Annotated in this window: 13 protein-coding genes and 1 tRNA gene; 1 reads left to right on the top strand and 13 read right to left on the bottom strand. The window is 69.5% G+C overall.

Annotated elements, in window-relative coordinates:
- Positions 1 to 180 precede the first annotated feature (180 nt).
- The 10 genes from rplL to ACGFNU_RS07105 all read right to left on the bottom strand — a co-directional run bounded on the left by rplL (position 181) and on the right by ACGFNU_RS07105 (position 7,471).
- A complete protein-coding gene (gene rplL / locus ACGFNU_RS07150; protein WP_392590936.1) occupies positions 181 to 564 on the bottom strand; it encodes a 50S ribosomal protein L7/L12 in 384 nt (127 codons plus the stop codon).
- A gap of 74 nt (positions 565 to 638) precedes the next feature.
- A complete protein-coding gene (rplJ, locus tag ACGFNU_RS07145) occupies positions 639 to 1,262 on the bottom strand; it encodes a 50S ribosomal protein L10 (RefSeq protein WP_392590934.1) in 624 nt (207 codons plus the stop codon).
- A gap of 348 nt (positions 1,263 to 1,610) precedes the next feature.
- Positions 1,611 to 2,450, bottom strand: a complete 840-nt coding sequence (locus ACGFNU_RS07140; protein WP_392590932.1) for a hypothetical protein — start codon at positions 2,448 to 2,450, stop codon at positions 1,611 to 1,613.
- 148 nt (positions 2,451 to 2,598) lie between these two features.
- Positions 2,599 to 3,462 carry an LppX_LprAFG lipoprotein gene (locus ACGFNU_RS07135; protein WP_392590930.1) on the bottom strand — a complete coding sequence of 288 codons (864 nt, stop codon included), beginning with the start codon at positions 3,460 to 3,462 and terminating at the stop codon, positions 2,599 to 2,601.
- Between the two features lie 164 nt (positions 3,463 to 3,626).
- Positions 3,627 to 4,409: a hypothetical protein gene (locus tag ACGFNU_RS07130; protein ID WP_392590928.1), complete on the bottom strand. Its 783-nt coding sequence runs from the start codon at positions 4,407 to 4,409 to the stop codon at positions 3,627 to 3,629.
- Between the two features lie 209 nt (positions 4,410 to 4,618).
- Positions 4,619 to 5,335, bottom strand: a complete 717-nt coding sequence (gene rplA / locus ACGFNU_RS07125; RefSeq protein ID WP_392590927.1) for a 50S ribosomal protein L1 — start codon at positions 5,333 to 5,335, stop codon at positions 4,619 to 4,621.
- Positions 5,336 to 5,413: 78 nt separating this feature from the next.
- Positions 5,414 to 5,842: a 50S ribosomal protein L11 gene (rplK, locus tag ACGFNU_RS07120; RefSeq protein ID WP_392590925.1), complete on the bottom strand. Its 429-nt coding sequence runs from the start codon at positions 5,840 to 5,842 to the stop codon at positions 5,414 to 5,416.
- A 244-nt stretch (positions 5,843 to 6,086) separates the two neighbouring features.
- Entirely contained in the window at positions 6,087 to 6,944 is an 858-nt protein-coding gene (nusG, locus tag ACGFNU_RS07115) for a transcription termination/antitermination protein NusG (protein ID WP_392590924.1), read from the bottom strand.
- An 81-nt stretch (positions 6,945 to 7,025) separates the two neighbouring features.
- A complete protein-coding gene (secE, locus tag ACGFNU_RS07110; RefSeq protein ID WP_392590923.1) occupies positions 7,026 to 7,274 on the bottom strand; it encodes a preprotein translocase subunit SecE in 249 nt (82 codons plus the stop codon).
- 124 nt (positions 7,275 to 7,398) lie between these two features.
- Positions 7,399 to 7,471 (bottom strand) — tRNA-Trp (locus ACGFNU_RS07105).
- A 247-nt stretch (positions 7,472 to 7,718) separates the two neighbouring features.
- Between ACGFNU_RS07105 and ACGFNU_RS07100 the strand changes: the two genes are divergently transcribed.
- Positions 7,719 to 8,930 (top strand): pyridoxal phosphate-dependent aminotransferase, encoded by a 1,212-nt coding sequence (locus ACGFNU_RS07100; protein ID WP_392590921.1) that lies wholly within the window; start codon positions 7,719 to 7,721, stop codon positions 8,928 to 8,930.
- Between the two features lie 229 nt (positions 8,931 to 9,159).
- Here ACGFNU_RS07100 and ACGFNU_RS07095 read toward each other — a convergent pair whose 3' ends face one another.
- From ACGFNU_RS07095 to ACGFNU_RS07085, 3 genes are all read right to left on the bottom strand, one after another.
- The gene (locus ACGFNU_RS07095) at positions 9,160 to 9,909 is read right to left on the bottom strand and encodes a hypothetical protein (RefSeq protein WP_392590920.1); all 750 of its coding nucleotides are present in this window, start codon (positions 9,907 to 9,909) and stop codon (positions 9,160 to 9,162) included.
- An 80-nt stretch (positions 9,910 to 9,989) separates the two neighbouring features.
- Complete coding sequence (locus ACGFNU_RS07090; RefSeq protein ID WP_392590919.1) at positions 9,990 to 10,499, bottom strand: SigE family RNA polymerase sigma factor; 510 nt, start codon at positions 10,497 to 10,499, stop codon at positions 9,990 to 9,992.
- An 87-nt stretch (positions 10,500 to 10,586) separates the two neighbouring features.
- Positions 10,587 to 11,549, bottom strand: coding sequence for a hypothetical protein (locus tag ACGFNU_RS07085; RefSeq protein WP_392590918.1), 963 nt, complete (start codon positions 11,547 to 11,549; stop codon positions 10,587 to 10,589).
- Positions 11,550 to 11,774: the final 225 nt, after the last annotated feature.

Genomic DNA, 11,774 nt, shown 5'->3' with positions numbered 1-11,774 from the left:
TTCGGTTTCCTGTCCCTTTTTTTTCGTTTGGTGTGTTTTTTGGCCCGGTCCGCAAATTTTCCGCGCCCCCCACCCCCCCCCCCCCCCCCCCCCCCCCCCCCGCGGGGCCCCCCCCCCGGGGGGGGGGCCCGCCTCTTGGAGAGCAGTGGAGCCGGCACGGCTCCGGGGCTCGGAGAAGCCTTACTTGACGGTGACCGACGCGCCGGCCTTCTCCAGGGCCTCCTTGGCCTTCTCGGCCGTCTCCTTGTTGACCTTCTCGAGCAGCGGCTTGGGCGCGCCGTCGACCAGGTCCTTGGCCTCCTTGAGGCCGAGGCTCGTGAGCGCGCGGACCTCCTTGATGACCTGGATCTTCTTGTCGCCGGCACCCTCGAGGATGACGTCGAACTCGTCCTGCTCGGCGGCTTCCTCGGTCGTCGCGGCCGGGCCGACCGGGGCGACGGCGGCGACCGGGGCGGCGGCCTTGACGTCGAAGACTTCCTCGAACTGCTTCACGAACTCGGACAGCTCAAGGAGGGTCATCTCCTTGAAGGCGTCGAGCAGGTCGTCCTGGCTGAGCTTCGCCATGATGTGTTCCTCCGCTATGGCTTAAAAACTTGGGGTCTTACGTGGACCGCGGGGTCCTGGTCCGGGTGGACCGGTTACTCGGCGGGCGCCTCGTCGGCAGCGGCCTCGGCGGCCGGAGCCGCGTCGGTGGCCGGGGCGTCGTCGGCGGGGGCCGCGGCCGGAGCCTCGGCGGTCTCGCCGGCGGCCTCGCGCTTGGCGCGAAGCGCCTCGGCGAGCTGGGCCGTCTGCGTCGGCAGGGCGGCGAAGACGGCGGCGGCCTTGGCCATGTTGCCCTTCATCGCCCCCGCGAGCTTCGCGAGGAGCACCTCGCGCGACTCGAGGTCTGCGAGCTTGGCGACCTCGGCGGCGTCCATCGACTTGCCGTCGACGAACCCGCCCTTGATCACCAGGTGCTCGTTGGCCTTGGCGAAGTCACGCAGTCCCTTGGCGGCCTCGACGACGTCACCCTTGACGAAGGCGATGGCCGACGGGCCCTCGAGCAGCGACTTGAACTGCTCGTCCAGCCCGGCGCCGTCAGCGGCGATCTTGGTCAGCGTGTTCTTCACCACGGCGAACTTCGCGTTCTCGCCGAGATTGGTGCGCAGCTCCTTGAGCTGCGCCACCGAGAGCCCGCGGTACTCGGTCAGCACGGCGCCGTTGGAGCTCTCGAACTCGGTCTTGAGCTCGGCGATCGCCGCAGCCTTTTCGGCCTTTGCCATGGGCCTCCTTCCGATTACCTGGGTGGAAGCCGCCGGGGCGAAGGCTGTAGAAAAACAACGAACGCCCCGGCGTAGGCGCACGGGGCGTCAGGCACGACGCGGAGGTCGTACAGGAAGCTCTCGTCTCACCTACGCGGGCCGCCCGACTGAATCGGGTCCTTCGGTCACCGTGAGGTGACGACCGGCGGTCTTCGGCAGACAACAGAGTACGTGCTCTATCCGCCCTGGACCAAATCGGGACCGCGCCCGTGGCGGACGCGGTCCCGTGGTCGAGCGTTCAGGCGCTCGGGGCCAGGCGCTCGGGGCCAGGCGCTCGGACGCCTGGCGGTCAGGCGCCCGGGTCGATGGTCAGTTGCCGCCGAGGCCCGGCATCTTGAAGTCGCCGACCTCCGAGGCCGGGGGCGCTGCCACCTCGACCGGCTTGCCGTAGTCGCTGAAGAGCATGGTGGTGTTCACCGCGCCCATGCCGGTCTGCACCTTGCTGATGATCTTCCGCGGCAGCGAGTCGTCGCTGACCCACATGTCGAAGCCGATCTTGTCGGTGCCGAGCTGCTGGTAGGTCTTCTCCATCTTCTGCCGAGTCTGGGCGTCGAGCTTGCCGAGCGCCTCGTTCACCGAGACGGTGCCGGTGTAGTGCTTGGCCGGGACGCCGCCCACGTTCTCGGTGCCGACCTCACGGACGTCCTTGGAGGCGATGAAGAGCTTGGTCTGCTCGGCCGGGTTCTGCTGCTGCGCCTGCTTGAGGAGCTGGTCGTAGCTGCCGCCCATCCCGGAGAGGGACATCCGGGCCCACGGCTTGCCGCCGTTCCGCCCCGACAGACCCGGGATCTTCATGTACATCGCGTCGCCGACGAGCCGCATCTCGATGCCGCCGCCGGGCATCGACTGGCCGCCCATGGTCGCCGAGTCGACGTTGATCGCCATGGCCAGCGTCGGCCGGAGCCGCGTCTGCATGACCATGTGCATCTTCATGGCGCCCTGGGAGAGCTGGCTGTCGACGCTCACGTCCGCCTTGTAGGTGTCGGTCTGGCCGGTCTTCTCCGCGGCCTTGCCGAGCACCTGCGCGGCGGTGAGCTGGATCTGGGTGCCGGTCTCGCCCGCCTTGTCCTTGGCCGCTCCAAGGCAGCCGGTGAGCGACAGGGCGAGGCCCGTGGCCACCGCCGTGCCCACTGTGAAGCGACGAATCATCTGATCTCCTCCGTTGTCTGCCGGGTCGTCCGGGCGGCGACGACCGGACGGCAATGTTAGACGCGGCCGGGCTCCGGTGAGTTCACGAACATGCACAAAGGGCCGATGACGTACGAGTACGTCATCGGCCCTTCATACGGTCAAACCGCTAGTTGGGAGCGTTGGCCCCGCCCAGGAGACCGTTGAGCGAGAGCTCGCCGGTCTGGTCCGCGGGCGGCGCGTTCACGCTGACCCTCTTGCCGTAGTCGCTGTAGAGCACGGTCACGGTGCCGGAGTTCTGGCCGGAGGAGCCCTTCGACTCCAGCTTGCGCGGCAGCCCGTCCTTGTCCGTCCACAGATCGAAGTTGATCTTCTCGTTCGCGCCGCTCTTCGGGAACCAGTTCTGCACCTTCTGGCGCGCCTGCGCGTCGAGCCGGTTGAGCGCGTCCTGCACGGTGACCGTGCCGGTGTAGTGCGTGGTCTTGACGCCGTCCACGCTCTCCTGCCCGACCCGGCGCACGTCCTTCGAGGCGGTGAACATCTTGGTCTGCTCGGCCGGGCTGACCTTCTGCACCTGGTCGATGAGGCTCTTGACGTCGAAGCCGGTGGTCTGCCCCAGCTTGTTGACGTCGATCTTCACCCAGGGCTTGCCGTTCGCGACGAACCTGGCCAGCTGCGGCACCTTGGCGTACAGGGTGTCGCCGGTGAAGATGGCCTGCCCCTTGATGCCCGGCACGGCCGAGCCGCCGCGGCTGACCTCATCGAGCTGGGCACTGAAGGTCAGCGTCGGCTTGAGCCGGAACTGCCCGGTCGCGTGGATCTTGCCACCGCCGTCACCGGTGTCGGTCACGGTCAGATCGGCCTTGAACGTGTCGGCCTGGCCGGTCTTGTCCGAGGCCTTGGTCAGCGCCTGGGCGGCGGTGAGCTTCATGTTGTCGGTGTTGGCGCCAGTGTCGTCCCCGTTGCATCCGGAGACGAGCAGCGCGGCACCCACGGCGGTGCCGCCGGCCACCACGGCGAATCGGCGCTTCATGAGGAATGAGCCTCCTTCGTTGCCCTGCCCGATGAGATCCAGTCTCGTCCGGCGTGCTGTGGGCCACATCCCCCGCTGGTACCAATAGAACCCGGAGTGGTACGACCCGGGGCGTACCCCTCGCAGGTTCGCGAGGACGCGTGCCCGCCGCTCGCGCCAGTGCCTTACCTGTAGGCGCGGAAGGTCATCGAGCCGACGAGACGCACCGCCGGGCCCGTCGCGTTCAGCCCTATCCAGGTCGGCCGCCGGCCGGCGTCCGCCCACAGGTCCACGGCCACTCTGGTGGTGTCGGGCACGGCCTTGCGCGCCTCGGTGACGGCGTTCTCAGGAAGCAGCCGGTAGACGTCGCCCATGCGGGCGCGGGCGCCGAAGCGGATGGAGCCGAACCTGTCGGGGCCCGACTCGCTGACGCCCGGCACGGCGCGGACGAGCCGGGTGAACTGCCGCGAATCCGAGTCGTTCCGCAGCGCCGCGAGCTGGGCGGCGTTGAGGACGGTGCTGTGCCAGGCCCTGCCGTCGTACGTCCGCATCGTCCGGCCGGTCAGGATCATCTTCTGGGTGCGGCGGGTGAGCTTGCCGTCCCTCATTCTGTCCCGGACGCCGATCGCGTCGAGCGCGAACACCGGGCGGATCGTCACGCGGGCGGTCTCGGTGATGTGCTCATAGTCCCCGTTCGGCGCGGCGGAGAGCTTCACCTCGGTCATGCGGATGAACGAACGGACCGGCGACGCGACGGAATTCGGCGTGCGCGGGACCTTTCCGGGTTGGGCCGGCTTGCCTGGCACCTTCTGGCCGGAGGCTGGCTGATTGCCGGAGCCGGGCACGGTCGTGGGCGTCGCACGAGCCGCCGAGGCGTGCTGCGCTGGAGACCGGGCCGCGCCGGTGGCGTTGGAACCGGCGACGCCCGTCTTCAGCACGACGAGGATCGCGGCGGGGATCACGGCCATGGCGGTGACGGCGGAAAACATGATCGCCCGAGCCGTCCGACGGTCCACGTTCCTCCGCCCGGAGATGATGCGACAGGTCACCCGTTCGCGGTCGATTCAACACCAAGGGCCTCAAGGGCAACATACGTAGGGCACGAAAAAGGGCGCTCCCGGCTGGGAGCGCCCCTCTTTCGCCTTCGCGATCGCTGGTTTCGCGATCAGACCGGCGGTCAGGCCTCGTCGAGCTCCGCGGTCAGGTTGCGGACCGCGTTCGGGTCCACCGGAACGCTCGGGCCCATCGAGGTGGTGATGACGGCCTTCTTCACGTACCGGCCCTTGGCCGCGGACGGCTTGAGACGCTGGATCTCGTCGACCGCGGCGGCGTAGTTCTCCACCAGCTGGCGCTGGGTGAAGGACGCCTTGCCGATGATGAAGTGCAGGTTCGCGTGCCGGTCGACCCGGAACTCGATCTTGCCGCCCTTGATGTCGGACACGGCCTTGGCCACGTCCATCGTGACGGTGCCGGTCTTCGGGTTGGGCATCAGGCCACGCGGGCCGAGCACGCGGCCCAGGCGGCCGACCTTGCCCATCTGGTCCGGGGTGGCGACGACCGCGTCGAAGTCCAGGAAACCGCCCTGGATCTTCTCGATCATGTCGTCCGAGCCGACGAGGTCGGCACCGGCCTCGCGGGCCTCGTCCGCCTTGGCACCACCGGCGAAGACCAGCACGCGGGCGGTCTTACCGGTGCCGTGCGGCAGGTTGACGGTGCCGCGGACCATCTGGTCGGCCTTGCGGGGGTCGACGCCCAGCCGCAGGGCGACCTCGACGGTCGCGTCGAACTTGGTGACCGAGGTCTCCTTGGCCAGCGCGACGGCCTCGGCCGGGCTGTACAGGTTGTCGCGGTCGATCTTCTCGGCCGCGTCGCGGTAGCCCTTGCTGTGCTTCATGCCTTGCTCCTTGGTGGTAGAGCGGGCCGCGGCGTGCGGCCCTCCCACGTACCCACGGGATACCCCCGCGGGAAAGACTTACTTGACCTCGATGCCCATCGACCGCGCGGTGCCGGCGACGATCTTCTCGGCGGCGTCCAGGTCGTTGGCGTTGAGGTCGGGCATCTTGGTGGTGGCGATCTCGCGGATCTGGTCGCGGGTGACCGAGCCCACCTTGGTCTTGTGCGGCTCGCCGCTGCCCTTCTCCACGCCCGCGGCCTTCAGGATGAGCTGCGCGGCCGGCGGGGTCTTGGTGACGAAGGTGAACGAGCGGTCCTCGTAGATGGTGATCTCTACGGGGATGACGTTGCCGCGCTGGGACTCCGTGGCGGCGTTGTACTGCTTGCAGAAGTCCATGATGTTGACGCCGTGCGGACCGAGCGCGGTACCGACCGGCGGCGCGGGGGTCGCCTGGCCCGCCTGCAACTGCACTTTGACAATTGCGGCAATCTTCTTCTTCGGAGGCATGTATACCCCTATGTCCCGTTTTCTTAGGTTCCGACTCCCGTCTGCACGGGCAACATCACGGACGGGACTCAAACGCGATGTAGGAACCACTGGATCCCGTCCGTCCCCGCACGCGCGGGGCCAGCGCAGGCGTGGCTTGACCGGCCTGGAGTTGAACGGGAAGATCCCCGCGAAGGCGGGGCCGACTGGCAAGTTTATGCCATGAAGAACGCCCCCGCGTACGCGAGGGCGTTCGTCACAAGTCTTAGATCTTGGAGACCTGGTTGAAGGACAGCTCCACCGGGGTTTCCCGTCCGAAGATCGAAACCAGCACCTTCAACTTCTGCTGCTCGGCGTTGATCTCGTTGACCGTGGCGGGCAGGGTGGCGAACGGGCCGTCCATGACGGTGACCGACTCGCCGACCTCGTAGTCGACGGTGGCGGCGACCTTGGACTGCTCCTTGGCGGCCTTGGCCGGGCTGCCCTCCTCCGGCTCGGGGGCCAGCAGGTTGGCGACCTCGTCGAGGCTCAGCGGCGACGGCTTGTTGGACAGGCCGACGAAGCCGGTGACGCCCGGGGTGTTGCGGACCGCGGCCCACGACTCGTCGGTGAGCTCCATGCGGACCAGGATGTAGCCCGGCAGGACCTTCTCGTTGACCTTCTGCCGCTTGCCGCCCTTGATCTCGGTCACCTCGTGCTGAGGGACCTCGATCTGGAAGATGTAGTCCTCCATGTTGAGGGTCTGGGTTCGGGTCTCGATGTTGGTCTTGACCCGGTTCTCGTACCCCGCGTAGGAGTGCACGACGTACCAGTCGCCCGGCTGGAGCCGCAGCTGCATCTTGAAGTCGGCGTAGGGGTCGGCCGGGGGTCCGGCGTCCACCTCCGCCTCGTCGTCGGCCGCGGCCTCGTCGTCGGTCTCGGCCACGGCGTCGCCGTCGGCGGCCGTACCGTCCTCGATCTCGGCGTCCGCCGCGGAGGCCTGCGGGGCCTCGACGTCGGCGGCGGGCTCGGCAGTGGCCTCGTCCGCCGGCGCGGCGAACTCGTCCGCCGGGTCGGCCTCAGCAGCCGCTGCAGACTGGGCCTCTTCGATGGCCTCGTCGTGGGGCTGTGTGGACTCGGACACGGTGACTCTTTCTCTCGAACGATTTCCAGTGATGGAATTTCAGGCGATGCGTGTGAATGGGGACGGCCGGGCCGATCGGGCTCAGCCGAACACCCAGAAGATGCCCTTGGTCAGCACCCAGTCCAGACCCGACACGATGCCGATCATGACCAGCACGAACACCAGGCAGACCGTGGTGTAGGTGATGAGCTCCTTGCGCGTGGGCCAGATGACCTTGCGCAGCTCGGCGATGATCTGGCGCACGAAGAGGGCCGGAGAGGTCCGCTTTCCCGCGGGCTTCCTGCCTTCATCCTTGGCAGCGGCCTCGCCGCTGCTGGTCTCAGTCGCCATTGTGCCGCCGTTCACCTCATAGGTCGTGTTCAACCACCATGTGGTCGTAGCGCCTGCCCGCCACCGGCTCGCCATGACGGCGTGCCATGACCTGGCCGGGCACGGGTGCGCGCACCGCACCTCGCAGGGCAGGAGGGACTCGAACCCCCAACCGCCGGTTTTGGAGACCGGAGCTCTGCCAATTGAGCCACTGCCCTTCAGTAGTGACGGCCCCCAGCTTACGGCCTTTCGAGGACATGGCCGTATGCCGGTGTCGCGTCACTGCGGGGTGAGTCTACGTGGATGAGGGGCCGCTCGTCGAACCAGACGCCGGAAGGTCCCCGCGGCCTCCGGTCGCGGGGCGCGTACGGGGGGCGCGACCGGCCACGATGTCCGATCTAGATCATCTCGGGGTCCTGCGAAATAGGGACGTACGCATCGGCGGTCCTCTGTAACGATAGGGACATGAGCACTGACCGTCCTCGCATCTCCAAGCGCATCGCCGCCATTTCCGAGTCCGCCACCCTGGCCGTCGACGCCAAGGCCAAGGCGCTGAAGGCGGCGGGCCGCCCGGTCATCGGATTCGGCGCGGGCGAACCGGACTTCCCGACGCCCGGCTACATCGTCGAGGCCGCGGTGACCGCGTGCCGGGTGCCGCGTTTCCACAAGTACACCCCCGCCGGCGGGCTGCCCGAGCTGAAGACCGCCATCGCGGAGAAGACCGAGCGCGACTCCGGCTACCGGGTCGAGGCCGCGCAGGTCCTGGTGACCAACGGCGGCAAGCAGGCGGTGTACGAGGCGTTCGCGGCCCTGCTCGACCCGGGCGACGAGGTGATCGTGCCCACCCCGTACTGGACCACCTACCCCGAGTCGATCAAGCTCGCGGGCGGCGTGCCGGTGGACGTGGTGGCCGACGAGACCACCGGCTACCGGGTGAGCGTCGAGCAGCTGGAGGCCGCGCGCACCGACCGGACCAAGGTGCTGCTGTTCGTCTCGCCGTCCAACCCGACCGGCGCCGTCTACTCGCGCGACGAGATCGAGGCGATCGGCCGCTGGGCCGATGAGCACGGCCTCTGGGTGATCACTGACGAGATCTACGAGCACCTGGTGTACGGGGACGCCGAGTTCCACTCGATGCCGGTCGTGGTGCCCGAGCTGGCCGACCGCACCCTGGTGCTCAACGGGGTGGCCAAGACGTACGCGATGACCGGCTGGCGGGTCGGCTGGATGATCGGCCCGAAGGACGTGGTCAAGGCCGCGACCAACCTGCAGTCGCACGCCACGTCCAACGTCTCCAACGTCGCGCAGGCCGCCGCCCTCGCCGCGGTGACCGGCGACCTGGACGCGGTGGCCGAGATGCGCACCGCGTTCGACCGGCGCCGCCAGACGATGGTCCGGATGCTCAACGAGATCCCGGGCGTGTTCTGCCCCGAGCCCGAGGGCGCGTTCTACTGCTACCCGTCGGTCAAGGAGCTGCTCGGCAAGGAGATCCGCGGCAAGCGCCCGCAGACCTCGGTCGAGCTCGCCTCGCTGATCCTGGAGGAGGCCGAGGTGGCCCTGGTGCCGGGCGAGGCGTTCGGCACCCCCGGCTACTTCCGGCTCTCGTACGCGCTCGGCGACGACGACCTCGTCGAGGGCGTGTCCCGCGTGGCCAAGCTCCTCGCCGAGGCCCACTGACGGCCTACCGAAGATCGAACAGCGCGCCCTGGCGGAGAGATCCGCCAGGGCGCGCTCTTGTCGGTGCGGCTGTCTTGTCGGTGCGGCTGTCTTGTCGTTGCGGCCGTCGTCTGTCGTCGTGACTGTCGTCGCGCCCTGGAGCGTGTTTCGAAGTCGGCGTCCGTAGCCGGCGGCGTCCGGGGGCGTGCCTGGGCGTCGCGTAGTGGGGCAGCCGGCTCCGAAACACTCCCTACGGGCGGATGCCTTCGGCGATCTGGAGCAGACGGTCGCGCACGGCGCCGCCGGCCACGACGAGGACCCCCACGCCCGGACGGTCGAGCCAGGCGATCTGGCGGCTCGCGTCCGGCCGGTCGGCCATGATCGCGCGGCGGCCGCGGACGTCGGCGGGCGTCGGCACGCCCGGGAACGTGCCCAGGCTCTCGGGCCCGGCGAACCCCGTGCCGCGCACGACGCGTACCTCGACCGAGCCGGACGGCCCTCGCCACCGGCACGTCGTGGTGCTCTCGCGAGCGCTCCGACGGGTGCTGCAAGGAGCCGTCGCGCTCAGGCCGGACGGCAGATAGGTCACCCAGGCCGGGAGCTTGGCGGCCCCTCCGCCCGTCGGCAGCGGGCCGCCGCGGTCACCCGGCGTCGCTCCGGGCGACGCCGGGTGCCGGGTCGATCCCGCCCCGGGTCCCTCCGTGGAGTGGGGGGGCCGCGAGGGACCCGGGGCGGGTGGCTTGTCCGGCCCCGGCGGCAGTGCCGCCGGGCCGGTGGAGGTGGGAGTCCGGGAGGCGCTCACCGGACCCGCGTGGAACGACCGGTAGGACGGCACGACGGCGATCGCCACCGCCGCGACGGCCGCCACCCCCGCCGCGGTGCGGATCCGGGTCACGCGGCGGCGGTGCCTGTGCCGCACCGTCGTCGCGAGCGAGGCCGGAGCCGACGCCTCGGCGGTGTGCTCCGCCATGGCCGTCCTCAGTTCGCTCTCGAGGTCCATCGCTCATCTCCCCGGATCCATCGTTCATCTCGGCGCGTCTTCATTCATCTCGCCGCGTCTTCGTTCAGGCGCGTCTTCATTCATCTGGCAAGCGGCGCCATGTTGGTGTCGAGGCGTTCCCGTAGCCTGGCGAGGCCTCGGGACGCCTGGCTCTTGACCGTGCCGACCGAACAGCCGAGCACCTGCGCGGTCTCCGCCTCCGAGAGGTCCTCCCAGAAGCGCAGGACGAGCACCGCGCGCTGCCGCGGGCCGAGCCTGCGCAGCTCGTCCATCAGCGTGCCGCGCAGCTCCACCGCGTGCACCGGCGAGGCCACCGGCTCGTCCGGCGGCCGCGCCATGTTGATCTCGCGCAGCACCTTCCACCGGCGCGACCGGCTGATCGCCAGGTTGACCAGGATGCGCCGCACGTACGGCTCGGGATCGGCCTCGGGATCGAGCCGGCCCCAATGGCGGTACGCCTTCTCCAGGGCGGTCTGCAGAAGATCCTCGGCATCCTGGCGGGCACCGCAGAGGAGCGCCGCGGTCCGCGTCAGGGCGGTTCCGCGTGCCGCCACGAATTCGGTGAACGATTCGTCGTCTCGACGACCCACTGTGCTCCGTCCAGCTGTGAGGTGCTGGGTTTCGGTTGTCTCGCCGGTGGCGGGCGGCCCACGCGCCCAGGCCGCCCGCCCCGGGGTCTACTTCGCCTGCTGCAGCGCGCCGCTCAGATCCTTCACGCCGCCCGACATCACCGGGCTGCCGTTGACGAAGAGCGAGTAGCCGTCCTGGTCGTACAGCAGCACGCCGCCGCCCGCGGGGCTCTGCCAGGCGAGGCCGCCGTTGAGCGAGATCTGCCGGCCGCCCGTGGCGGGGAGGTCGAGTGCCTTGCGCAGCTCCTGCTCAGTGATTCCGGCGGGAACCTTCAAGCGCTCGACGGTAAGCCACTGACCGGCCTTGCCGGTCCACTTCTGCGTGATCGCGCAGATCTTGCGGGCCTCCAGCTCCTTGGAGGCGCCGTGCGCGGACGCGAACCGCAGGCCCTTCGGCAGGATGAAGGTCTTCTCGAGCGAGCCGCCGACCGGCACCGCGGGGGGCAGCTTGTCACAGCTGAGCTTCGGCGCGGCGGGGAGCTTCGGCGAGCCCGGCAGCTCCGGCTTCGGCGCGGCCGTGGGGTTGGTGCTCGGCGCGGTGGACGGCAGCTTGCCGGTGCTGGGCAGGCAGTCCGGCAGCGCCGGGGTGTCCTTGGGCGCGCCAGGGACGTTCTTGGGGGTGCCTGGGACGTCCTTGGGCGCATTCGGGACGTCCTTGGGGACGGCGGGGACGTCCTTGGGAAGACCCGGGACGTCCTTCGGCGCGCCGGGGAGGTCCTTGCCGTTGGGCACGTTCGGGACGTTCGGCAGGTTGGGCTTCGAGGCGTCGGGGGCCTTCGGGACGTTCGGGAGGCTCGGCGCCTTGGCACCCGGCACCTTGGGGAGCCCGGCCTTCGGGAGGCAGGTGGGCGGCGTGGCGGGGAGCGCGTCCCGCACCTTCTCGACGGCCACCGGCGCCTTGGGGGTGCTGCTGCCCATGAGACCGAGATCCGTCTGCCCGGTGGCGGCCCAGGTGACCCCGCCGACCGTGACCGCGCCGGCGGCGGACGCCGCGATAAGGGCTGCCTTCATCGTGAACATTTCGTGTGTCCCTTCGACCCTCTTCGACCCTCTGACCTCTTGCGCCCCTCATATACGCGCGACCCCACAGCGGGGTTGCACGGTCACCCGAAGTATTTTCAGCGACTTTCGGTGAGGGTCCCCGGACAGCCGGTGCGTGCCCGGTGCCATGCCGCGCACTGGTCGTTCCGGGCCATGGGTGATGACCGTCACGGGTGGTCTGGGGGCACCCGCGGG

This window comes from Spirillospora sp. NPDC048911, from assembly GCF_043198015.1.
GTDB lineage: Bacteria > Actinomycetota > Actinomycetes > Streptosporangiales > Streptosporangiaceae > Spirillospora.
This window is presented reverse-complemented; position numbering and strand designations above follow the sequence as displayed.

What these genes read in the sequence shown, in the direction of transcription:
- rplK (WP_392590925.1), bottom strand. Translation starts at nt 5,842, where the DNA reads ATGCCTCCGAAGAAGAAGATTGCCGCAATTGTCAAAGTGCAGTTGCAG.
- ACGFNU_RS07140 (WP_392590932.1), bottom strand. Translation starts at nt 2,450, where the DNA reads ATGATTCGTCGCTTCACAGTGGGCACGGCGGTGGCCACGGGCCTCGCC.
- ACGFNU_RS07085 (WP_392590918.1), bottom strand. Translation starts at nt 11,549, where the DNA reads ATGAAGGCAGCCCTTATCGCGGCGTCCGCCGCCGGCGCGGTCACGGTC.
- rplA (WP_392590927.1), bottom strand. Translation starts at nt 5,335, where the DNA reads ATGAAGCACAGCAAGGGCTACCGCGACGCGGCCGAGAAGATCGACCGC.
- rplJ (WP_392590934.1), bottom strand. Translation starts at nt 1,262, where the DNA reads ATGGCAAAGGCCGAAAAGGCTGCGGCGATCGCCGAGCTCAAGACCGAG.
- ACGFNU_RS07135 (WP_392590930.1), bottom strand. Translation starts at nt 3,462, where the DNA reads ATGAAGCGCCGATTCGCCGTGGTGGCCGGCGGCACCGCCGTGGGTGCC.
- secE (WP_392590923.1), bottom strand. Translation starts at nt 7,274, where the DNA reads ATGGCGACTGAGACCAGCAGCGGCGAGGCCGCTGCCAAGGATGAAGGC.
- rplL (WP_392590936.1), bottom strand. Translation starts at nt 564, where the DNA reads ATGGCGAAGCTCAGCCAGGACGACCTGCTCGACGCCTTCAAGGAGATG.
- ACGFNU_RS07095 (WP_392590920.1), bottom strand. Translation starts at nt 9,909, where the DNA reads ATGGACCTCGAGAGCGAACTGAGGACGGCCATGGCGGAGCACACCGCC.
- ACGFNU_RS07130 (WP_392590928.1), bottom strand. Translation starts at nt 4,409, where the DNA reads ATGGCCGTGATCCCCGCCGCGATCCTCGTCGTGCTGAAGACGGGCGTC.
- ACGFNU_RS07100 (WP_392590921.1), top strand. Translation starts at nt 7,719, where the DNA reads ATGAGCACTGACCGTCCTCGCATCTCCAAGCGCATCGCCGCCATTTCC.